This is a genomic window from Campylobacter sp. LR291e (genome assembly GCF_008633915.1).
GTDB lineage: Bacteria > Campylobacterota > Campylobacteria > Campylobacterales > Campylobacteraceae > Campylobacter_D.
In genome coordinates this window covers 127,947-149,636 of record NZ_VJNV01000015.1, presented here as the reverse complement: position 1 = coordinate 149,636, position 21,690 = coordinate 127,947, and the positions used below count along the sequence as shown (strand labels likewise).

Below are 21,690 nucleotides of genomic sequence, written 5' to 3'. Positions count from 1 at the left end.
TATGACTTTATTAATAACTATTTTTGCTGCGGTATTTTGCACAGCCTTATGGTACAAAAACGCCTTAGAAAGTGATATGAAACTCGGTATGCTATGCTGGATGTTTTGGGGTGCGTCAATCATGTGGTTTTGCGATGCTGTAGCTGGATATTTAGAAGAAGGTGAGGAATTTTTTAATATCAATCCTGTAGAACTTTTAAATGATTTTTATCTTGGTTTAGCTGTCATAGCCTTGGCCTTGGTGGTGTGGATTGCTTACTTACTTTATACTGACCCAAAGGGCGTTATAAAGTCTATGTTAGTTAAAAAACAAGGTGTTAGAAACTGAATTTTTTGCAATTTCTACTTGTAGGAATTGCATTTTCTATTTAAAAAATTTCAAATTTATAATCTATCTATAACATAAACATAAGCAGGTATATTAAGCTGAGCATAAGGCTTAACTTCTGCACTTAGATAAATATCTTCATCCACAACCCTAGTTACTACCCCAACAGGAACACCAGCAAAAAAGATATTATCAAGTCCACTTGTTAAAATTTCATCCCCTACCTTAAAACTAGCCCATCTTGGAATGTATTTTACCATTATTTTACCATTATGCCCTTGTATAAAGCCGGGAGCTTTGTTATCTCCTATATAAACAGAAAAAATGCACTTTTCATCGCCTTGCAAAAGGGCCATTGGTCTTGCGTCTTTGTCTATTAAAATTCCAACGCTATATCCTTGATAAAGTAAGCCCTTATTTTTATTTGGAGTACTTTTTGTACCATCAAGCCAAACTTTAGTATAATCATTCATTTGTACATAAGAAATAACGCGAGCTAAGCTAACATTAGGTAAAAAATGCGTAGAGTTTTTATCTTCTAAAAGCCTATTTATCTCGTTTGAAAGGGTACCAACAAGCATACCTAGGCTTTCTAATTTTTCATTTTTTTCTTTTAAATTTTCAATTTGTTCTATTTGATTAAAATGTATAGAAATTTTTTCACTTACAAAGTCCTTAAAATCATATGCACTTTTAATCACATAGTCATTTACAACTAATACATTTTTTTTAATGAGTCCCCCATAATAAAAGGAGACAAATACTAAAAAAGCAAAAATTAATACATAAATTACTTTATTCTTCATTAGTTAATTGTTGCAATAATGAAATTTCTTCCAAAGCCTTACCTGTGCCTTTTGCAACAGCTAATAAAGGTTCATCAGCTATATAAATAGGTAGGCGAACAATCTCAGATAAATATTTATCCAAGCCACGAATCAATGCCCCACCACCTGTTAAAACAACGCCATTTTCAACTATATCGCTGGCAAGGTCTGGTGGCATCATTTCAAGAACGATTTTCAAAGCATCAGCTATTTCTTTTAAATGTTCTTTCATAGCATCCCTAACATCCTCGCTAGTTAATTCGATTCTACTTAATAAGCCAGTTACTTGGTCGCGTCCTTTTACTACCATGGAAAGTTCTTTTGGAAGTTGGATTGCTGAACCTATCTCCATTTTAATCTCTTCGCCTGTTCTTTCGCCTATAATTAAATTATATTTTTCTTTTACATAATTTACTATACTCATATCAAGCTTATCACCAGCTGTGCGAATGGATTTTGAAATAACTAGACCACCAAGTGATATAACGCCAATCTCAGTAGTGCCACCACCGATATCAACAACCAAATTTCCCTTTGGTTCTTGTATAGGTAAATTTGCCCCAATAGCTGCAGCCATAGGCTCTTCTATCAAAAATACCTCTCTTGCACCAGCTGTTAATGCACTTTCTTTAACTGCCTTTCTCTCAACTTGAGTTAAACCATAAGGAACTGAAATTATAATTCTAGGACGTAAAAAACTTTTTCTACGATGAGTTTTTTCTATAAAATAACGAATCATTTTTTCTGTCATATCAAAGTCAGCAATAACGCCATCTTTCATAGGGCGAATGGCTTCTATGTTGCCTGGTGTTTTACCCACCATTTCCTTAGCTTCCTTGCCAACAGCTAGAATTTTAGCCTTAAAGCCATATCTTTCGCGTTCAACCGCAACAACAGAAGGTTCATTAATCACAATGCCCTTATCCTTAACAAGCACAAGTGTATTTGCTGTGCCTAAATCTATACCCATATCGCTGGAAAAAAATCCTATAAGCTGGTCTAGTATCATTTTAACCCTTTTTAGCTGATTTTTCTTTTTATAAATAAGGCCTTTGCACCTTCGCAAACAACCTCTTTTGTAATAATAATATCATAGTCCTTATAATCTGGTAATTCAAACATTAAATCAACCATCATTTCTTCTATGATACTCCTAAGTCCTCTCGCCCCTGTTTTGCGTTCTAAGGCTAATTGAGCAATAGCCCTTATCGCATCATCTTCAAATTTCAAATTTACATCATCAATTGCAAAAAGCTTTTGATACTGCTTAATAATTGCATTTTTTGGCTCTGTTAATATCCTAATCATATCATCTTCTTCAAGCTCATTTAAGGTAGCAATTATATGTAATCTACCTATAAGTTCAGGTATCAATCCAAAATGCACTAAGTCATCAGGTTCTATCTTTTCAAGCAATTCTTTATTTTTTTTATTATCGCCTTCATCAAAAAAACCCATAACCTTGTCGCCAAGTTTGCGTTTTAAAATTTCTTGTATGCCATCAAAGGCACCACCACAAACAAATAAAATATTTGAGGTATCAATTTGTATAAAGTCTTGATTTGGGTGTTTTCGACCTCCTTTTGGTGGTATATTTACTAGTGAGCCTTCTATAATTTTAAGTAAAGCTTGTTGAACGCCTTCTCCACTAACATCTCTTGTAATAGAACGATTCTCACTCATTCTAGCAATTTTATCTATCTCATCTATAAAAACAATGCCCTTTTGAGCCCTTTCTACATCGCCATCAGCAGCTTGTACTAATCTTGTAAGGATATTTTCAACATCCTCTCCAACATAACCAGCCTCGGTTAAGGAAGTAGCATCACAAATTGCAATAGGCACATCTAAAAATCTAGCTAAGGTTTGTGCTAAAAGTGTTTTTCCACTTCCAGTAGGTCCAACTAGTAAGATATTTGATTTAAATAATTCTGTATCATCATCCTTTAAATCCAGCCTTGAACTAGCTCTAAATAATCTTTTATAATGATTATAAACACCTACGCTAAAAATCTTTTTAGCCTGTTCTTGCCCGATAACATAGCGATCTAAATAGGCCTTTAACTCCTTAGGTGTTAAATTTTTTAATCCATAATCTGAACCACCATGGAAAGTATGTCCGTGTCCATGCAAGTCTAGATTATCTAATTTTTCTAGATTATCTTCTTCACCATAAATGATACCATAAGCCCCACCGATACAATATTCGCAAATGCAAACACTATCCGTTTCATCTGCTAGAATTCTTCTATCAGCACTTTCTTCTTCGCCACAAAAATTACAAGTCTTAGCCATTTTTACCTCTATAAATAGGAATTCCTCTCTTCGTTTCAAGTATAAAATTACACATTTTTTTCACATTTTCATTATCATTTGTTTGTAACAAATTTTTAGCATTTTCTTTTAAATCACCCTTTCTAAATAAAAATTTATAAGCCTTGTTTAAAATTTCAACCTCTTCTTTATCAAATCTACGACGAAGGCCGATTAAATTTAAACTTCTAATACTAGCCCTATTGCCCTCAGCTAAGCAAAAAGGCACTATGTCTTGCGATAAGGCAGATGCGCCTGCTATCATACAACCCTCACCAACCCTAACAAATTGATGAATAGGAGTAAGCCCACCAACCACGCTAAAATCTCCAATTTCAACATGACCAGCTAAGGTAACATTATTTGCTAAGATAATATTACTTCCTAAAACGCAATCATGTGCTATGTGAGAATATGCCATTATAAAAGCATTATCAGCAATTCTTGTAAAGCCATCTCCTTTAGCTGTGCCTGAATTTATAGTGCTAAATTCCCTTATAACAGCGTTTTTTCCTATAATAACCCCTGTTTTTTGCTCATCCTTATAAGAGATATCTTGTGGAATATCACCTATAATAGCATAGGAAAAAATTCTACTTCCATCGCCTATACTTGTGTTTGCTAACACCCTTGCACCTTGTTTTATAATAACTTTGTTGCCTATTTTTGCTTCTTTACTTACAAAGGCATAGGCTTCTATCTCAACCTCATCACCGATTATAGCCCCATCTTCTATGACAGCACTTGGGTGTATTTTTTGCATTATCTATCCATTATCATAGCTTTAAGTTCAGCCTGTGCGACCAAAACTTCATTTACAAGAGCCTTACCCTCAAAAACCCATAAAGCACCACGATTTTTAACTACATTCATTTCATAATCAAGCCTATCGCCTACGCGAACAGGGTTTCTAAATTTAGCATTATCAATACCAGTAAAATAAACTACTTTTTCAGCAGGATTTATCTCATCGTGCATGCTTTTAAAGGCCAAAACACCACCAGTTTGTGCCATTCCCTCTAAGATTAAAACACCAGGATAAATAGGGTGATTAGGAAAATGTCCCATAAATACAGCATCGCTAATACTTATATTTTTATAACCTTTTACAAATTCACCTATTTTTAACTCTACTATCCTATCAACTAGCAAAAAAGGGTATCTATGTGGCAAAATTGCTTGAATTTGCATTATATCAATCATAAGCTTTAAACCTTTAAAAATAACAATCTTTAATTTTACAAAAATAAATATTATAAAAGCATAAAAGCAAGGCTAAAAATTTAAAATTTTTTTTAATTTTAGTTAGCTTTTGCGTTTTTAAAAAGGTAATTTTACATTTTTAAATTAAACACTAATTAATTTTAATAATTTTTTCCCTTGTATCAAAATAAATTTCATTCCTGCAAATAAACTCATAACTTCCTTTTTTTAGTTCTTCAAAGATAATTACCCCACTAAGATTATAATCATCAAAAAGCTTTTTTCTAAGCAAAATTTCTTGTTTTATGCTAAGAGACCTTTTTAAAAAATCATTAAAATCTTTAAATTTATTCTTACAAAGGGCATTTAAAAAATTAAAATCGAGCAAAACAAGCTCATCTTTTAAGGACCTATAAATTCCTTTTATATCATCGTTTAAAGCAAATTTTGTATATGAGTTTTTAAAATGAGAATAAAATAAAATATGCGTTTTTACAGGCTTTTTATTAAATTTCACAAGTCCAAAAAGCAAGCGATAATTTAAAAATTTTTCCCTAACAAGTTCAAAATTAACGCCCTTTTTTTCTAAATTATTAAGCTTTTTATAAAAATTTTTTTTCTCTTCTATACTAGCTGGAAGAATTTGTTTATTAATAGGTGATATAAACTCAGCTATAAAATTTTTATTTTCTTTTTGTTTAGAAAGTGCATACAAGCAACCACAATAATTTTGATGGTAAAGCCTTTCTTTCTTTGCTAGGGCAAATTGTCTTTGAGTGCCACCATTTTTTCTAAAATCAGGTGCAATTACTTCGATATTATAGGGCTTACATTCCTTTTTTAAGACGTTTTCAAGTTGAGTAAAATCCTTTTTAGGACTAGTTAAAAGCGTAGTAGTAAGTTTTTTTTCGCCTATTTTTTTAGCAAATTGGGCACTTTTTTGTATCCTTATATCAAAACAAACATTACACCTCTTACCCTTTTCTGGTTCGTTTTCAAGACCCTTAACCAAATTTAGCCACAATTCATAATCATACTCACCCTTATAAAGTTTGATATTCAATTTATCACAACTCCTTTTAACATCTAAAAAGCGAAGTTCATATTCACTATAAGGGTGTATATTTGGATCGTAAAAAAAGCCTATTAAATTTTCATTTGGATAAGCTTTTTTTAACTCACTTATAAAAAAATGACTGTCCACGCTACAACAAATATGAACTAGCATTGAAATTTAAAGACTTTCTAACACTTTTAAGGCATGTTCTTTAACGCTAACCTTTTGATAAATTTGAATAATTTTTCCTTTTTCATCGATAATAAAAGTAGTTCTTATAATACCTTCATATTCTTTTCCATAATTTTTCTTAAGTCCCCAAACGCCGTAAACCTTTGATACTTCTTTGTCTTCATCGCTTAATAAAATATGTTTTAACTTAAATTTATCACTAAATTTTGTATGACTTTTCACTGAATCAGGACTAATACCTACAATTATGGCATTTTTATCGCTAAATTTATCAAAATTTTCACTAAAATCACAAGCTTGTTGGGTACAACCTGGCGTATTGTCTTTTGGATAAAAATACAAAACTATTTTTTTACCTAATAAATCTTTAAGACAAATTTCTACCCCATCGCTATTTAAAAGACAAAAATCAGGTGCCTTATCACCTACTTTTAAACTCATTTACTAGCCCGATTTTTAATTTCTTCAACGCTAATACCACCAAAACCTATATCAAAAGGGTCAATATCTTTTATCATAACCACTATTCTTTCTTTATTTTTATTGTATTTTGTGCTTAAAAGCTCAGTTATATCAGCAATCAAATTTGCCTTTTCTTCTTTGCTTAAAGCTGGTTTTGCTGTTGTAATATGAACAATAGGCATTTTATCTCCTTTAAAAATTTTTGAAAGTATAGCTTAAAATTAATAATAAATAAACTTTATTTTATTGTTAGTATAATTTTGCTAAAATCTCACATTTAAATTTAAATAAAGGTAAAATGATGATTAAGGCAGATAAAATTTGGCTTGATGGGAAGTTAGTTGATTTTAAAGATGCTACCTTGCATTTTTTAACACATTCTTTACATTATGGGAATGCTGTTTTTGAAGGTACTAGGGCTTATAAAACAAATAAGGGTTTAGCAATTTTTAGACTAAAAGAACATACAAAAAGGCTTTTAGAATCGGCTAAAATTACCCTTTTAAATTGTCCTTATTCTCAAGATGATTTAGAAAAAGCTCAAATTGAACTATTAAGAGCAAATAATTTTCAAGAAAATACCTATATAAGACCTTTGATTTTCTTAGGCGATGGTGTTATGGGACTTTACCATGCAAAAGCCCCTGTTAGAGTCGGTATAGCTGCTTGGCAATGGGGGGCTTATTTAGGAGATGAGGGTTTAGAAAAAGGCATTAGGGTTAAAATTTCAAGCCTTGCTAGAAATAGCGTTAAATCTTCTATGAATAAGGCAAAGGCTAGTGCAAATTATTTAAATTCACAAATTGCAAAATACGAAGCCGTCGAGTGTGGTTACGAAGAAGCCTTAATGCTTGATGAAGAAGGCTTTATAGCAGAAGGTACAGGAGAGTGCTTTTTTATAGTAAAAGATGGGGTTTTAATCACTCCTCCAAATGATTTTTCATTAAAAAGTATAACCCAGGATACTACCATTAAAATAGCTAAATTCTTAGGTATTGAAGTACTTAGACAAAGGATTACAAGGGACGAGGCCTACACAGCAGACGAGACCTTTTTAACAGGAACTGCAGCTGAGATTACCCCGGTTAATACAATAGATGCAAGAAAAATAGGCAATGGTACAAGAGGAAGTCTTACTAAAAAACTTCAAGATGCATATTTTGATGTAGTTTATGGACGCAATGAAAAATTTGCATCTATGCTAACTTATATTTAAAGGATTTAAATGCCAGCAGATTTAAATGATTATTTTAATAAAAAAAATTCAAACTCAAATAGCAATTCTAATAGAAATTTCAATTTTAAAGCCCCTGATTTAAATTTTAAGGGCTTTTCAAAATTATCACCATGGCTTACTATAGTTTTTATAATTATCGTTTTATTAGCCGTTGCAAAGCCTTTTGCCATTGTAAATTCAGGTGAAATGGGCATAAAGGTAACTACGGGGGAATTTAGTTCAGAACCACTTCGCCCTGGACTTCATTTTTTTATACCTATCTTGCAAAAAATCATAGTTGTAGATACTAAGGTTAGACAAATGACCTATGCTTCTGTTGAAGGCGTTAATGAAAGTTCTTTGCAAAGAGGTTCAGGTGTGATTAATAAAAGTTCAATCTCTGTTTTAGATAGTAGAGGGCTTAGCGTTTCAATAGATGTAACAGTGCAATATAGCTTAAATGAAAATGTAGTCCCTCAAACAATAGCTACTTGGAATGTAAACTGGGAGGATAAAATCATAGATCCTACAGTTAGAGATGTCGTTCGTAGCGTGGTTGGTAAGTATACGGCCGAGGAATTGCCTGCAAATCGTAATGCAATAGCACAGCAAATTAACGAAGATATAGGTAGAACTATAGCTGCATTGCCAAATCACCCCGTTACTTTAAATTCGGTTCAACTTAGAGAAATTGTTTTGCCAACAGGAGTTAAACAGCAAATTGAACTAGTACAAATTGCAAAACAAGAAGCAGAAAGAGCAGCCCAAGAAGCTATCAAAAAGGCCACCTTAGCAGAAGGCGAGGCAAATGCTACTATTATTAGTTCAAGAGGCCGTGCTGATGCTGCTAGGATTGAAGCCGATGCACAAGCTTACGCAAATAAAGAAATAGCACAAAGTTTAAATAATCCTTTATTAAATTTAAGGCAAATTGAAACACAAAAGGCCTTTAATGATGCCTTAAAGGTAAATAATGATGCTAAAATTTTCCTAACACCAGGTGGGGCAGTTCCAAATATATGGGTGGATACAAAGGATACTAAAAGGCAAAGTGCTATAAATTCAAATTAGGTAAAAAAGTGGAAAGATTAAGACAAATAGTACTTTTTTATACGAGCCATTTTTACACGGTTGATTATGCCTTAATATTATTTGTTTTTTTTCTTTTCGTTTGCATTTTATTTTTATGTGTATTTTTAAGGCATCGCCCTATTATTGCCTTAATGGTAATAGCCTTTGATATAATTGCTTGTGTTTTTGTGTATATTTATGGATATCGTTTTATTGATTTTGAGGTAAGAAAAAGAGAAATTTTTATATCTCAACAAAGGATTATACCAAGTACTGGTGCTTTAATTTTAGATTTTGATATTAAAAATACTTCAAAGCATGATTTTAATGAGTGTAGCGTCGTAGCTAAAATTTATAAAGATAGCAATAGTACTGATTTTGTCCAAGTTTATAAGGATAAATTTATAGCATATCGCAAGAAAAGCGTGAATTTAAAAGAACTTAAAAAAAATGCTAGTAAGCCCCAAAGAATTTCTTTTGAAAATTTTAACCCAGAAGGAAATTATAGTCTAAAAATTAGCTCGGAGTGTTTTTAAAATGCATTTTACTTTATTTCACTGGTTAAGCCTTTTGATTTTTATAGCCCTTTATGTTATAGCTTGTGTATTGATTTTTTTAAAGGTTAAGACAAAAAAAGAATTTGTTTTAATAGCCTATACCATAGCTACCATTTTTACAGCGATTTTAATATATTCTGTTTTTTCTATGATTAATCAATTTATAACTCAAGCTGACTTAATCAAACTAACATACGCTAGAAATTTAAAAAATGAAAGCGTTATAGTATCTGGCAGGGTTGAAAATTTAACAAAATATGATATAAAAAAATGTTATTTGCATCTTACAATTACCAATAAAAAGGTTACTGGTGGCGAGGTTTTTGATAATAAAAATATAAAAAGTGCTCAAATGAAAAATACAAGTGCTGTTTATACTATAGAGATTGTAGATTACTTGCCCGGTAATACTTACAAGGATTTTCAAGCCGAAGTCCCCTTTCCACCACAATTTAACATACCTCAATTTTATCATATCTTAAAATGTATTTAAGGGCTTAAATGCAAGGTTTTGTATTGCATACTCAAAGGGTTAAAGATGAAGATTTAATCGTTTTTATACTAAGTAAAAAGGCTATTTTTAAAACCTATCGTTTTTATGGACTTAGGCATTCAAGTATTTTAACAGGCTATAAAATAGACTTTGCCCTAGAAGAAAATTCACGTTTCTTACCTCGCTTAAAAGATGTCTTGCATATAGGCTTTTACTGGCTTTTTCAAAGGGAAAAAATGCTTATATGGCAAGATTTTATAAGACTTTTGTATAAGCATTTAAATGGGGTTGAAAGTATTGATAATTTTTATTTTGAACTTTTAAATGAGTGCGTGAAAAAATTTGATAAACAAAATCCAAAACGCATTATAATCGATGCTTATGTGCGAATTTTAGAACATGAGGGAAGACTTCATAAAAAATTTACTTGCTTTGTATGCGATGAAAAAATTACGCAAAATATAGTACTTGTAAGGGCGTTTTTACCCGCCCATTATGAGTGTATTCAAAGTTATGGTTTTAATAAGGATAAATTAAAAGAATTTTATGAAAGTAAGAATTCTTCGGTTTTTGATGATGATGAGATAAATGAACTTTATGCTTTGATTAAAGAGGGCTTATGATACTTTGTGATGAAGATTGTAAATTTTTAGAAAAAATCGCTATTTTTTTAAGCGATAAGGATATAGAACTACTTTTTGTTGATGATAAAACAATGCAAGAAATTAACAAAACTCACAGAAATATCGATAAAAGTACCGATGTTTTATCCTTTCCCTTGCAAGCCATAATACCAAATTTACCACTTGGAAGTATAGTTATAAATTTGGATTTAGCTAAAAAAAAGGCCGTGGAGTTTAATCATAGTTTAAATGATGAACTATCTTTACTTTTCATACATGCAATGCTTCATTTATTAGGTTATGATCACGAAGTAGATGAGGGACAAATGAGAAAAAAAGAAGAAGAATTAATAAAATATTTTAATCTACCAACAAGTTTAATAATAAGGACCTTGACTTAGACTAGCTATTATGCTTTATAATATACTTTAAGGAGTACACATGAAAAGACGTAATTTTTTAAAGAAAAGCGTTATTTTAACAGCTTTATTAATGAGTTTTGACACGCTTTTATTAGCAAAGGAGAAAGAAATGAAATTTACAAAAACGGCACAAAAAAATTTTGACAAACTTTTTTCAAATACCAAATCGCCATTAATTGACTTAGCACAAAGCGATACTGAGTATTTTGAAAACTATGTAAATTTTGCCTTTGATGAGACGTTAAGGGCGTCAAATTTAGAACTTAAAGAATATTTGTTAATAAGTCTAGCTTGTTTTGTATCAATCCCTGCATTAAGTGAGTTTAAAATCACCCTAAGGGCAGCCTTAAATAACGGCGTTAATCCAGTAGCCATTAAAGAAATGATTTATCAAGCAAGTGCTTATGTAGGAATGCCTAAAGTGCTTGATTTTATAAATGCCACAAATGAAATTTATAAGGAATTTAATATAGCCTTGCCACTTAAAGAACAAGGCAGGGTTAAGTATAATGAACGTTTTGAAAAAGGGCTTAGCGTTCAAAAAAAGATTTTTGGAGATATTATTGATAAAGCAAATGATGAAACTCCTAAAGATTATAAGCACATTAGAACCTTTTTATCGGCTAATTGTTTTGGGGATTATTATACAAGACAGGGTTTGGATTTACAATTTAGAGAACTTTTAACCTTTGTTTATTTAATCTCTATGGGAGGGGCTCAAGAACAAGTAAAAGGACATGTAAGAGGAAATTTAAATATGGGCAATGACAGACAAAGGCTTATTAATGTGGTAACTGCCTTAATCCCATACATAGGCTATCCTAGAAGCTTAAATGCCATTAATGCGATAGATGAGATTAGCTTAAAGGCTTAAACTATTTAATATATCAAAAATAGTTTTTTCAAGCTCACTTGCCCTTTGCTTTGTAGTGGCTTCAAAACGAGTTATTAAATAAGGACTGGTATTTGAAGCCCTTAAAAGTGCAAAACCATCGTTAAAATTTATCCTTACGCCATCTATCTCACAATATTCTTTAACGCCCTTTAAATTCGCATTTTTAACCACTTTTTTAAATTCTTCAACTATCTTAAATTTCTTATCCTCATCTACACTTATTTTAATCTCAGGCGTGGTATAAAGTTTTGGCAAAGTATCAATTAAACCTTGTAAATCAAAGCCCTTATAAATTAATTCCAGGGTGCGTAAAAAGGCATAAATTCCATCATCATAACCAAAATATCTATGCTTAAAAAATATGTGACCACTAACTTCTGCTGCTAAATCAATATTTAATTCTTTCATCATTTTTTTAATATTTGAATGCCCTGTTTTTCCCATAAAAATAGTGCCAAATTTAGCCACCTCATCAAAAAGATTTTTAGAACACTTCACTTCTGCTAAAATTCTAGGATTATCAATATCCCTTGCCAACAAATAACAAAGCTCATCCCCACAAAATATATGATTTTTGTTTAAAGCCACTATTCTATCAGCATCTCCATCAAAAGCAAAGGCTATTTTTGTGTTAGGATTTTTTTCTAAAAATTCTTGTGCTTGTTTTAAATTTTGCGTTTCAGTAGGGTCTGGTGCATGGTTTGGAAAATTGCCATCAGGTTTTGCAAATAAAATACTAGATCTTAAATTTAAAGCCTTCATTAAGGGTTCAATCACAACCCCAGCCACCCCATTTGAACAATCAATTAAAAAATCATAATTAAAGCTTTTTAAATGAGCAAATTGCTTACTCATAAAATCAACATACAGGCTTAAAATATCATAATTTTGAGTTCTCAAATCATCTTTTATATCATCGTTTAAATGCTTACTAACTTCTTTTGAAAGTTCTTTTAAATCTTGTCCAAAGAAACTCTCCCTATTAATAGTGATTTTGAAGCCGTTATAATCCTTTGGATTGTGAGAACCAGTTATCATAATATTTGCGTCAAATTTCCTACCTTCAAATAAGCTAAAATACCCTAGTGGAGTAGGCACAAGCCCTATATTATAAATACTTATACCAGTAGCATTTAGTCCACTTACAAGATAATTAAAAAGTTCATTTGCACTATATCTTGCATCATAACCCACGCTTACATTTTTACAAGCTTTTTCTAGCATTTTTTTACCAAGACAAAAACCTATTGCCTTAACGCTTTTTTCGTTTAATTCTTTGCCATAAAGCCCTCTTATATCATATTCTCTAAAAATTACATCTAACATTAATCTATCCTTAAATTTCATAAAATTTCCAAATTTACCTTAAAAAAATTTGGAATGAAAAAAAAAATTTGCTACAATTTTACATTAAATTCATTAAACAAAGGGAAATTATGGAAGAAGAAGTAGTAGAAGGTGGCGAGGCGAAGAAGAAAAAAAGTGGGTCCTTTGTCATTATAATAGTTATTTTGCTATTTGTCTTGTTAATCGGCTTTATGGGCGTTATCGCTTGGCTTATTACTTCAACTTCAAGCGATGAAAATGTTACAGAAGCACCACAAGAAACAAGCAAAAATAAAAATATAGCTAAAAAACAATCTGGTTCTAGGGGTAGTGATTATTCAAATATAGGTCCTATGTATCCACTTGACCCATTTACCCTAAATTTACTAAGCGATAGTGGCACAAGATATGTAAAATGCACTATTCAACTTGAACAAAATACCGAGCTTTTACAGCCAGAACTTGAAAAAAAGGTGGTTGTTATAAGAGACATTATCATTAGAACGCTTACTTCAAAAACCTATGAAGAAGTAGGCACTGCAAAGGGCAAGGAAAGATTAAAAGATGAACTTGTCGGTAAGATTAATGAAATTTTAACCGATGGCTTTGTTAAAAATGTCTTTTTTGCTGACTTTGTAATATCATAAAGCAAGATTTTCTTGCTTTTTTAACATGATAAAAACGGGTTGTGATTTAGTAAGCATTAATCGTATAAAAAGATTACATGATAATTTTAGCACTAAATTTTTAGATAAATTTTTAAGCAAAAAAGAACAAAAAATAATTCATTCTATAAATTCAATAGCTGGTTTTTGGGCTGCGAAAGAGGCCTTAAGTAAGGCCTTGGGTGTTGGAATTTCTAAGAAGTGTAGCTTTTTTGATATAAGAATTTGTAAGGATAAAAATGGCTCACCCTTTTTTAAATTCTCAAAAAAACTTAAAAAATATTTTAATATTAAATCTTCAAGCCTTAGTATATCTCACGATTTAAATTTCGCAATGGCCGTTGTGGTTGTGGATATTAAAAATTAATTGCTGAAAAACATCTGCCTTTTATTTTTTAAATAATCCTTGTTTAGTACAATTTTAATATTCTAAATTTTTTTAAATTAATATCATTTTGTATAAGCAAACAAAAAAGGCATATTTGCATAAATTTAAGTTTTGATTTTATATAATTTTACTCATAAATACTAGCAAAAAGACTACAAATGGCAAAAAATGACAATTTACACAATGCTAAGGAAGCCAAGAAAGACGAGTTTTACACGCAACTTAGCGACATAGAAAACGAGCTAAAACATTACAAAGAACATTTCAAAGACAAGGTTATTTTCTGCAATTGCGATGACCCTAAATATAGTAATTTCCACCGATATTTTAGATTGAATTTTGAAGTTTTAAGCTTAAAATCCCTAATTACCACGCATTACAATAAAGATGGCGATTCTTACGCAGAAAAACTCACGCGCGAAATGGTCGCCAAAAACAAAGAATATATAAGTCCTAGCCTTCTTGATAAAGACACAATAAGAGAGAGAGAGAGAGAGAGAGAGAGAAACGACTTCCAAAAGAATCCTCCACAAATTACGCTAAAACAAGGCGGTGATTTTCGTAGCGATGAGTGCATAAAGTTCTTAAAACAAAGCGACATAGTCGTAACAAATCCTCCATTTTCTTTATTTCGCGAATATGTCGCGCAACTAGTGGAATATGATAAAAAATTTGTGATTATCGGCAATCAAAATGCTATAACTTATAAAGAAATTTTTAAACTTATTAAAAACAATCAAATTTGGCTTGGCTCAAGTCTATCTTATTGTGCCTTTAAAGTACCTAGTGATTATGAAGAAAAGACTACAAGATTTTGGATAGATGATAATGGACAAAAATGGCGTTCTATGGGAAATATTTGCTGGTTCACAAACCTAGACATTAAAAAACGACACGAAAATTTAGAGACTATCGCTAGTTACTATAAAGATTCTAGTAAATATCCAAAATACGACAATTATGACGCTATAAATGTGGATAAAACGAGCGAGATTCCGCTAGATTATGAAGGTGTTATGGGTGTGCCAATAACCTTTTTAGATAAACACAATCCCGAGCAATTCGATATTTTAGCATTAGGGATAGTAGGTTCTATTGAATTTAGCTGTAATAAAAAAATGGAAATTTTAGATAAAAATGGCTTGCCAACGGGAAAATTTACCTTTAATGCCAAAGGAACGCTTTATAGAAAATTTAATCCAAAAACTGATGAAAAGCCGGCATTTCAAGATTGTGAAACAGGAGAGTTGTATTCTAGTATTTACGCAAGAATCCTAATCAAAAACAAAAATCCAAAGGAAAAACAATGAAAATAGACTTAAAACGAATAACAATCCGAGATTTAGTAAAAGACTATTTCAACGATGAGGAGACTTCGCAAGTGGGCGCGTATAGCGGAAATCTAAACATTCGCCCAAAGTATCAAAGGGAATTTGTCTATCAAGAAAAACAACGAAACGCCGTGATTGAAACGATTTCAAGAGGCTTTCCGCTAAATTCGATTTATTGGGTAAGGCAGACGGAGGATAAGGATTCGCCCGAATTTGAGGTGTTGGACGGACAGCAACGAACGATTAGTATTTGCGAATATTACGAGGGCAATTTTTCTGTCAATGAACGATATTTTCACAATTTAGAAAATAACGAAAAAGAGAATTTTTTGGATTATGAATTGATGATTTATGTTTGCGAGGGAAGCGATAGCGAGAAGCTAGAATGGTTTAGAGTGATAAATATCGCTGGCGTGAAACTAGCCGAGCAAGAGCTAAGAAATGCCATTTACACGAGCGCGTGGCTAAGTGATGCAAAAAGGAGATTTAGCAAAAGAAGTTGTCTAGCCGAACAAAAAGGCAATAAATACATAAGCGCGATGGCAATAAGGCAGGAGATTTTAGAGCTAGCTTTAAGCTGGATTACGGGCATAAGCTATGAGAAAAAAGGCGATGATAAGGCGATTTGCGAATATATGGCAAAGGTGGCAAAAGATGAGAAAAACTCAGATAAATTATGGGGATATTTTTGTAATGTGATTGACTGGGTGGAAATGAAATTCCCAAAATACCGCAAAGAGATGAAAGGGCTAGAATGGGGACTTTTCTACAATGAGTTTAAGGATAAAAGCTTGGATAAAGACGAGCTGGAGGAAAAAATCTCGGCATTAATGCAAGATGACGAGATACAAAGCAAAAAGGGAATTTATGCGTATGCACTAAGTGGCAATGAAAAGCATTTGAATTTGCGCACATTTAGCGAGAATATCAAGCGAGAAGTCTTTGAGGCGCAAAATGGAATCTGCAAAAAATGCAACAAGAAATGTGACATAGAACAAATGGAAGCAGACCATATAAAGCCGTGGAGCAAAGGCGGAAAGACAGAAAAGCAAAATTGTCAAATGCTTTGTAAGACTTGTAATAGAACTAAATCAAATAAGTAAAAATTTGTGGTGCAAAACACCACAAACATTAATTGATAGTTTTAATTTCCTTAAAGTTTATCCAAGCAAAGATTTCTACTATAACTGAAACAACTAGTAAAAAATAGATTATAAACCAACCAAAAAAGGTATAAAAATAAAGAATAACGATAAAGTATAGGCTGCTTTAGCAAAAAAGGTATAAAGGAAAAATCTTTCATTTGTAGCAAGGGCTAGTACTTTGTAGAATCTGTAATAAAAATATATACTTGCAAGAAACATTATAAAGCCTATTATGATTAAAGTATAATCTCCACCCCAAAGTAAAGTGGCTATATTGAAAAATATAAGCAACATACCAAAAAAGAAGAGTCCAAAGGCTAAGAATATGTTAGGTACTAAGGATACCTTTGCTATTTTAGCTATACTCATAGAAGCTAGTACTAAAAATACAAAACCTATTCCCCAAAAAAACCAACCAGCACTTGGTATCATAAACAAAAGCGAACAAACCAAATAAATATAGGCCTTTAACTTGATTGGCGATAGACTACCATCATTAAAAGAATCTAGTGAAAAGCTTTTTCATGATAAAAACGCCCTTTGTGTTATTGCATCGACTTCAAAATCCACTTGTGCATTTATCAGCGAATTTATACTTTGACCATCTAAATTCCTAATCTCATCCAAGACAAATGAGTATCTATTACCATCATCGCCACTTATAGTAACGTATCTAAGATAATACCACGCATAATGCTCCTTTTAAAGAATTTCAAAAGTAGCATTATATTTTTTTTAATTCTTGCTTTAAAAAAGATTATGTTAGGGCTTGTAACCTAAAGCTTACAGCATTTTTATGAGCATCTAGTGATTCTGCTGCTGCTAAAAGTTCAATGCTTTTTCCAAGGGCTTTAAAGCCATCGCGACTTAATTCTTGCAAGGTCATTTTTTTAGTAAAATCAGCTAAATTTAGGCTTGAATGCGTTTTAGTTAACCCATAAGTTGGCAAAACATGATTTGTCCCACTTCCATAATCCCCAACTGACTCAGGAGAATATGCACCCAGAAAAACCGACCCTGCGTGTTTTATATCACTAACTAAAGCCCTTGGATTTTCAGTTTGTATTATTAAATGTTCTGGGGCGTAAAAATTTGAAATTTCTACAGCTTGATTTAAATTACTAGCTATGATAATCCTTGAATTTGCTATGCTTTTAGTGGCTAGTTCTTTTCTTGATAATTTTTCAAGTTGAAATTTTACTTCTTCATCTGCTTTTTTTGCAAATTCCTTGCTTAAACATACTAAAATAACTTGCGAGTCAGTCCCATGCTCGGCCTGAGAAAGTAAATCAGAAGCTACAAATTTAACATTTGCCCTCTCATCAGCGATAACTAAGACCTCGCTAGGTCCAGCTTGCATATCAATGTCAGCTCCATTAATATCAGCACTTACTTGTGCCTTGGCCTCTGTAACAAAGGAATTTCCGGGACCAAAAATTTTATCCACCTTGCAAACTGAATTTGTACCATAAGCTAGGGCTGCAATCGCCCCTGCCCCACCCATTTGATAAATCTCATCTACTCCACATAAATTCGCACAATACAAAATAGCATCATTTATCTTTGCAGGACTTGCAAGGACGATTTTTTCACATTTTGCTATCTTTGCAGGAATGGCTAACATTAGGGTAGTTGAAAGTAAGGGGGCAAGTCCACCTGGTATATAAAGTCCTACCTTATCAATAGGTCTGCTAACTAACTCACACACTACGCCCTTTATGGTTTCAACCCTTATAGATTCAAAAATTTGGGCCTCGTGAAATTTTTTGATATTTTTATAAACAAAATTTATAGCCTCTTTTAACTCTGTATTAACCCTTTTACTTGCCTCTTCAATCTCATCTTTACTAACTTTTATACTAGAAATTTCAACCTTATCAAAATTAAGGGCTTGTTCGATTAAGGCAACATCGCCTCTTTTTCTAACATCACTAATAATATTTTTAACTATCTTGCTAAGTTCATCCTTAGCACTAATTGCAGGTCTTTTTAAAACTTCTTTTTTTTCATTTTCATTTAAATCATTATAAGAAACAATTTGCATTTTTTCTCCTTATTTAAGCATTTTTTCAATAGGTAAAACTAAAATAGAACTAGCCCCTTTTAATTTTAAGGCCTCCATAGTTTCCCAAAATAAATTTTCCTTACTTACCATATGTAAAGCAACGCTTGTTTCATCGTGTGCAAGTGGTAAAATAGTAGGGTGTTCAAGCCCTGGCAATAAAGAAATAATATCATCAAGCTTATCTTTTTTAATGTGAAGCATGATATATTTACTTTCTCTTGCTTGCATAACCCCACTAACGCGAAGTAAAATTTTATCTACTAATTCTTGTTTTTGTGAGTCTAACTCGCTTTGCCTTTGTATCAAACAAGCCCTTGATTCATAAATCGTTTCTACCTCTTTTAAGCCATTTGCTTGTAAGGTAGCCCCACTTGAAACTAAATCACAAATTCCATCAGCTAAATTTGCCCTTGGGGCTACTTCTACTGAACCTGTTAAAAGACAATTTTTATAATTTATATTATGTTTTTTCATAAATCTTTTTAAAAGCTGAGGATAAGAAGTAGCTATTCTTAGTCCTTCAAAATCCTTTATGCTTTCAAATTTAGCATTTACGGGCAAGGCAAGTGAGAGTCTGCAATATCCAAAATCAAGCTTTTTAAGATTTTTATATTGTATATTTTCTCCTAAGGACTTTCTTTCAAGTTCGTTTTCTTCTAAGACATTTTCGCCTATAATGCCAAGGTCTACAACCCCATCAAAGATAAGCCCTGGTATATCATCATCCCTTACTCTAAATATATCTATGGCTAAATTTGTACTTACTGCAATCAAGCTTTGTTCGTGTATATGCATTTTAACGCCACACGCCCTTAAAAGTTCTATTGATTCTTTTGATAATCTACCCGATTTTTGAATAGCTATACGCAAACGACTATTATTAAGCATAATTTATCCTTAATTAAATTTAAGGCTTGATTTTAGCATAAAAGTCTTTAAAATTTTCTACTTTATTAAAGAATATGCAATAGGCATTGTAATGCGTGCGTCATTTTTATAATATGGGAAAAAATTTGCTGCCTTTTTTATGCTTGCTATGGCGTTTTCATCTAGGACTTTATGACCTGAGCTTTTAAGTATTTTGACATAACCTAGACTTTTATTTTCTTTCCATAAAAATTCTATTGTTACTACGCCTTCTAGGTGCATTTTTCTTGCTTGTCTTGGGTATTCTCTTACTGATTCAATAGCCTTTCTCATTTTTCTTAAAAAGGCATTATCATCACTTTGGCTAAAGCTTTCAAGGCTTGGACCTTGACTTGAGACTTCATTTGCAACACTTGCTACATTTTCATTTGTATTAACTACACTTGGTACAGGCTGAGCTATTACTTCTTTTCTAATATGCTTTTTTTTATGGTGATGCTTTTTAATGGGCTTAATTATAGGTTCAGGTTTGCTTACTACCGGTGTGGGTGGCTGAGTAGTTGGCATAACTTGAGAAGCTGGAGTGCTAACAAATTGTTTCATTGCTAGAGAAAAACTTTCCTCTCTTGGCTGAAAATCTAGTTTAAAAAATACCACAGAAGAAAATAGTAAAAACATTAAAGGAGAAAAAAATACAAAGGTTATATAAAGGGCGTGAAATTTATGGTGTGTAATTAAGGCATTCATCTGTTTTTCTCCGTTAAAATTTGGAAATTTTCATGTTCTTTTGCTTTAAGCATGTCAATTACTTGTACAAAGCTTTCAAATTTAGCATCCTTATCGCTTTTTAATTCTACGATAGTAGCCTTTTCTAATAAATCTATATGCGTTTTAAGCGTTTCAAGCTGAACTTCTTTATCATCTACATAAAAAATATTGTCCTTATCAATGGCAATAATTAATTTTTGTTTATCATCATCTATACTAACGCTATTTTCACTAGGTGGTAAATTTACCTTAATCTTTCCATGGGCTATAAAGGTTGAAATACTTAGCACAATGGCTAATAAAACTAGCATAATATCTATAAAAGGGACGATATTTAAGCCCTCATTATGTGGTAATTTAAGCATTTTTTTGCCTATAAGCATTGCTTAAAAGTGCAGTTTTTCTAAGCAATGCGTTGTACGCCATAAGAGCTGGTATTGCTACTAAAAGCCCAAGAGCAGTAGCCTTTAAGGCCAAGGAAAGTCCTATAACAATGGCCTTAACATCTATGTTTCCAGCCAAACCCATTTCATAAAAGGTAACCATAATGCCTATAACCGTGCCTAAAAGCCCTATATAAGGGGCATTTGAGTATATTATATAAATAGTCGTTAAATTCTCACTTATTGCATCATCAAAGTTTTCTTGATTAGCAAAATCTGAAAAATTAAGCTTTCTAAAAAATAAAATTCTTTCAATAACGCACCAAAATGCGATAAAGGCCATTAAACCAAGTATAGCAAAGATAATTATATCTATGTATTCTTTTAAAAATTCCATATCAAAGCTCCAAAAATTTTTGATATTATATATCATAAAAATAAATTTTACTTTAATATATATTATCATTTTTCTTTAAAATAAAAACTTAAAATAGCTATATTTGTAAAAAAATCACCCAAATTTATCCTATCTTACATAATAATACTAATCAAAATGTAAAGCTTTTTGAGAATAAATTTTTAGTTCACTTTAAATTCACAAAAATAAGTTACACTTTCATAAATCAATTTTTTAAAAGGAGAAAAAATGAAATTAAAATTAGGACTTTGTGCTATGTTACTTAGTGGTTTAGCTTATGCTTATGATGTGGTGATTCCTGCAAATCAACTTCCAGCTAATGCCCAAAGCTTTATTAACACTTATTTTAAGGGTGTTACTATAGGACTTGTTAAAAAGGATTTAGATTCTTATGATGTTACCTTAGCTGATGGTACTGAGATTGATTTTATCATAACAGGCGAGTGGAAAGATGTGGATGGCAAATATAAGGCAATACCTACAGACTTTTTACCTGCAAATGTAGTTCAAAAGGCATCATCTACTCAAGCAGGTGCTCAAATCATTCAAGTAGAAAAAGAAGTACACGGCTACAAATTTAAATTTAACAATGGCATGAAAGTATATACCGATGCAAATGGTAATATTTTAGGTCAAAAATTTGATTAAAAACTTCTTTACTTAACCTTTCTAAAT

Annotated in this window: 29 protein-coding genes; 14 read left to right on the top strand and 15 right to left on the bottom strand. The window is 31.8% G+C overall.

All coding sequences use genetic code 11. The features are described 5' to 3' along the window. Window position 1 precedes the first annotated feature (1 nt). On the top strand, window positions 2-328 hold the full coding sequence (locus tag FMM58_RS03185) for a hypothetical protein (protein ID WP_150180376.1): 327 nt from the start codon (window positions 2-4) through the stop codon (window positions 326-328). A 56-nt stretch (window positions 329-384) separates the two neighbouring features. Here FMM58_RS03185 and mreC read toward each other — a convergent pair whose 3' ends face one another. The 8 genes from mreC to FMM58_RS03145 form a co-directional block, all read right to left on the bottom strand. Further along, entirely contained in the window at window positions 385-1,134 is a 750-nt protein-coding gene (gene mreC / locus FMM58_RS03180) for a rod shape-determining protein MreC (RefSeq protein WP_150139875.1), read from the bottom strand. Beyond that, window positions 1,124-2,164 carry a rod shape-determining protein gene (locus tag FMM58_RS03175; RefSeq protein WP_150139876.1) on the bottom strand — a complete coding sequence of 347 codons (1,041 nt, stop codon included), beginning with the start codon at window positions 2,162-2,164 and terminating at the stop codon, window positions 1,124-1,126. The genes mreC and FMM58_RS03175 overlap by 11 nt, the downstream gene beginning before the upstream one ends. A gap of 11 nt (window positions 2,165-2,175) precedes the next feature. Then, on the bottom strand, window positions 2,176-3,450 hold the full coding sequence (gene clpX / locus FMM58_RS03170) for an ATP-dependent Clp protease ATP-binding subunit ClpX (RefSeq protein WP_150139877.1): 1,275 nt from the start codon (window positions 3,448-3,450) through the stop codon (window positions 2,176-2,178). After that, complete coding sequence (gene lpxA, locus FMM58_RS03165) at window positions 3,443-4,231, bottom strand: acyl-ACP--UDP-N-acetylglucosamine O-acyltransferase (protein WP_150151581.1); 789 nt, start codon at window positions 4,229-4,231, stop codon at window positions 3,443-3,445. The genes clpX and lpxA overlap by 8 nt, the downstream gene beginning before the upstream one ends. Next, the gene (gene fabZ, locus FMM58_RS03160) at window positions 4,231-4,671 is read right to left on the bottom strand and encodes a 3-hydroxyacyl-ACP dehydratase FabZ (RefSeq protein ID WP_150139879.1); all 441 of its coding nucleotides are present in this window, start codon (window positions 4,669-4,671) and stop codon (window positions 4,231-4,233) included. The genes lpxA and fabZ overlap by 1 nt, the downstream gene beginning before the upstream one ends. 151 nt (window positions 4,672-4,822) lie before the next feature. Further along, the gene (locus tag FMM58_RS03155) at window positions 4,823-5,899 is read right to left on the bottom strand and encodes an epoxyqueuosine reductase QueH (RefSeq protein ID WP_150180375.1); all 1,077 of its coding nucleotides are present in this window, start codon (window positions 5,897-5,899) and stop codon (window positions 4,823-4,825) included. A 6-nt stretch (window positions 5,900-5,905) separates the two neighbouring features. After that, window positions 5,906-6,361: a thioredoxin-dependent thiol peroxidase gene (gene bcp, locus FMM58_RS03150; protein WP_150180374.1), complete on the bottom strand. Its 456-nt coding sequence runs from the start codon at window positions 6,359-6,361 to the stop codon at window positions 5,906-5,908. After that, entirely contained in the window at window positions 6,358-6,564 is a 207-nt protein-coding gene (locus tag FMM58_RS03145) for a tautomerase family protein (protein ID WP_150139882.1), read from the bottom strand. Before FMM58_RS03145 ends, bcp begins: the two co-directional genes overlap by 4 nt. Window positions 6,565-6,683: 119 nt before the next feature. Between FMM58_RS03145 and ilvE the strand changes: the two genes are divergently transcribed. Genes ilvE through FMM58_RS03110 form a run of 7 tightly spaced genes read left to right on the top strand, consistent with a single transcriptional unit; the run spans window position 6,684 to window position 11,638 of the window. Continuing rightward, complete coding sequence (gene ilvE, locus FMM58_RS03140) at window positions 6,684-7,598, top strand: branched-chain-amino-acid transaminase (RefSeq protein WP_150139883.1); 915 nt, start codon at window positions 6,684-6,686, stop codon at window positions 7,596-7,598. 9 nt (window positions 7,599-7,607) lie between these two features. Next, complete coding sequence (locus tag FMM58_RS03135; protein ID WP_150139884.1) at window positions 7,608-8,669, top strand: prohibitin family protein; 1,062 nt, start codon at window positions 7,608-7,610, stop codon at window positions 8,667-8,669. 8 nt (window positions 8,670-8,677) lie between these two features. Further along, a complete protein-coding gene (locus FMM58_RS03130) occupies window positions 8,678-9,205 on the top strand; it encodes a DUF2393 family protein (RefSeq protein WP_150139885.1) in 528 nt (175 codons plus the stop codon). A gap of 1 nt (window position 9,206) precedes the next feature. Continuing rightward, on the top strand, window positions 9,207-9,719 hold the full coding sequence (locus tag FMM58_RS03125) for a DUF2393 family protein (RefSeq protein ID WP_150139886.1): 513 nt from the start codon (window positions 9,207-9,209) through the stop codon (window positions 9,717-9,719). A gap of 8 nt (window positions 9,720-9,727) precedes the next feature. Beyond that, window positions 9,728-10,342, top strand: coding sequence for a recombination protein RecO (gene recO / locus FMM58_RS03120; RefSeq protein WP_150139887.1), 615 nt, complete (start codon window positions 9,728-9,730; stop codon window positions 10,340-10,342). After that, on the top strand, window positions 10,339-10,743 hold the full coding sequence (gene ybeY / locus FMM58_RS03115) for an rRNA maturation RNase YbeY (RefSeq protein WP_150139888.1): 405 nt from the start codon (window positions 10,339-10,341) through the stop codon (window positions 10,741-10,743). The genes recO and ybeY overlap by 4 nt, the downstream gene beginning before the upstream one ends. 40 nt (window positions 10,744-10,783) lie before the next feature. Further along, on the top strand, window positions 10,784-11,638 hold the full coding sequence (locus FMM58_RS03110) for a carboxymuconolactone decarboxylase family protein (RefSeq protein WP_223810442.1): 855 nt from the start codon (window positions 10,784-10,786) through the stop codon (window positions 11,636-11,638). Here FMM58_RS03110 and FMM58_RS03105 read toward each other — a convergent pair. After that, window positions 11,627-12,985: a phosphomannomutase/phosphoglucomutase gene (locus tag FMM58_RS03105; protein WP_411675285.1), complete on the bottom strand. Its 1,359-nt coding sequence runs from the start codon at window positions 12,983-12,985 to the stop codon at window positions 11,627-11,629. The two genes, FMM58_RS03110 and FMM58_RS03105, sit on opposite strands and share 12 nt — an antisense overlap. 110 nt (window positions 12,986-13,095) lie before the next feature. On the opposite strand from FMM58_RS03105, the gene fliL reads away from it, so the two are divergent. From fliL to FMM58_RS03085, 4 genes are all read left to right on the top strand, one after another. Beyond that, window positions 13,096-13,632 carry a flagellar basal body-associated protein FliL gene (gene fliL / locus FMM58_RS03100; RefSeq protein ID WP_150139890.1) on the top strand — a complete coding sequence of 179 codons (537 nt, stop codon included), beginning with the start codon at window positions 13,096-13,098 and terminating at the stop codon, window positions 13,630-13,632. Window positions 13,633-13,660: 28 nt separating this feature from the next. Next, window positions 13,661-14,017, top strand: a complete 357-nt coding sequence (gene acpS / locus FMM58_RS03095; protein WP_150151643.1) for a holo-ACP synthase — start codon at window positions 13,661-13,663, stop codon at window positions 14,015-14,017. A gap of 179 nt (window positions 14,018-14,196) precedes the next feature. Next, window positions 14,197-15,348, top strand: a complete 1,152-nt coding sequence (locus tag FMM58_RS03090) for an adenine-specific methyltransferase EcoRI family protein (protein ID WP_150180373.1) — start codon at window positions 14,197-14,199, stop codon at window positions 15,346-15,348. Window positions 15,349-15,419: 71 nt separating this feature from the next. Continuing rightward, entirely contained in the window at window positions 15,420-16,472 is a 1,053-nt protein-coding gene (locus FMM58_RS03085; protein ID WP_263312655.1) for an HNH endonuclease family protein, read from the top strand. A gap of 108 nt (window positions 16,473-16,580) precedes the next feature. On the opposite strand, the gene FMM58_RS03080 is transcribed toward FMM58_RS03085, so the two are convergent. Next, complete coding sequence (locus FMM58_RS03080; protein WP_150140274.1) at window positions 16,581-16,967, bottom strand: hypothetical protein; 387 nt, start codon at window positions 16,965-16,967, stop codon at window positions 16,581-16,583. 19 nt (window positions 16,968-16,986) lie between these two features. Here FMM58_RS03080 and FMM58_RS09105 point away from each other — a divergent pair, with 19 nt between their 5' ends. Further along, a complete protein-coding gene (locus FMM58_RS09105; RefSeq protein ID WP_263312654.1) occupies window positions 16,987-17,115 on the top strand; it encodes a hypothetical protein in 129 nt (42 codons plus the stop codon). Window positions 17,116-17,271: 156 nt separating this feature from the next. Here FMM58_RS09105 and hisD read toward each other — a convergent pair whose 3' ends face one another. Genes hisD through exbB form a run of 5 tightly spaced genes read right to left on the bottom strand, consistent with a single transcriptional unit; the run spans window position 17,272 to window position 20,994 of the window. Then, complete coding sequence (hisD, locus tag FMM58_RS03075; protein WP_150180372.1) at window positions 17,272-18,558, bottom strand: histidinol dehydrogenase; 1,287 nt, start codon at window positions 18,556-18,558, stop codon at window positions 17,272-17,274. A gap of 9 nt (window positions 18,559-18,567) precedes the next feature. Continuing rightward, window positions 18,568-19,467 carry an ATP phosphoribosyltransferase gene (gene hisG / locus FMM58_RS03070; protein WP_150140270.1) on the bottom strand — a complete coding sequence of 300 codons (900 nt, stop codon included), beginning with the start codon at window positions 19,465-19,467 and terminating at the stop codon, window positions 18,568-18,570. 57 nt (window positions 19,468-19,524) lie between these two features. After that, a complete protein-coding gene (locus FMM58_RS03065) occupies window positions 19,525-20,193 on the bottom strand; it encodes an energy transducer TonB (protein WP_150140268.1) in 669 nt (222 codons plus the stop codon). Beyond that, entirely contained in the window at window positions 20,190-20,579 is a 390-nt protein-coding gene (gene exbD / locus FMM58_RS03060; protein WP_150140266.1) for a TonB system transport protein ExbD, read from the bottom strand. Before exbD ends, FMM58_RS03065 begins: the two co-directional genes overlap by 4 nt. Beyond that, window positions 20,572-20,994 carry a TonB-system energizer ExbB gene (gene exbB, locus FMM58_RS03055; RefSeq protein ID WP_150140264.1) on the bottom strand — a complete coding sequence of 141 codons (423 nt, stop codon included), beginning with the start codon at window positions 20,992-20,994 and terminating at the stop codon, window positions 20,572-20,574. Before exbB ends, exbD begins: the two co-directional genes overlap by 8 nt. A gap of 249 nt (window positions 20,995-21,243) precedes the next feature. On the opposite strand from exbB, the gene FMM58_RS03050 reads away from it, so the two are divergent. Next, window positions 21,244-21,663 carry a PepSY-like domain-containing protein gene (locus FMM58_RS03050; protein ID WP_150140263.1) on the top strand — a complete coding sequence of 140 codons (420 nt, stop codon included), beginning with the start codon at window positions 21,244-21,246 and terminating at the stop codon, window positions 21,661-21,663. Window positions 21,664-21,690: the final 27 nt, after the last annotated feature.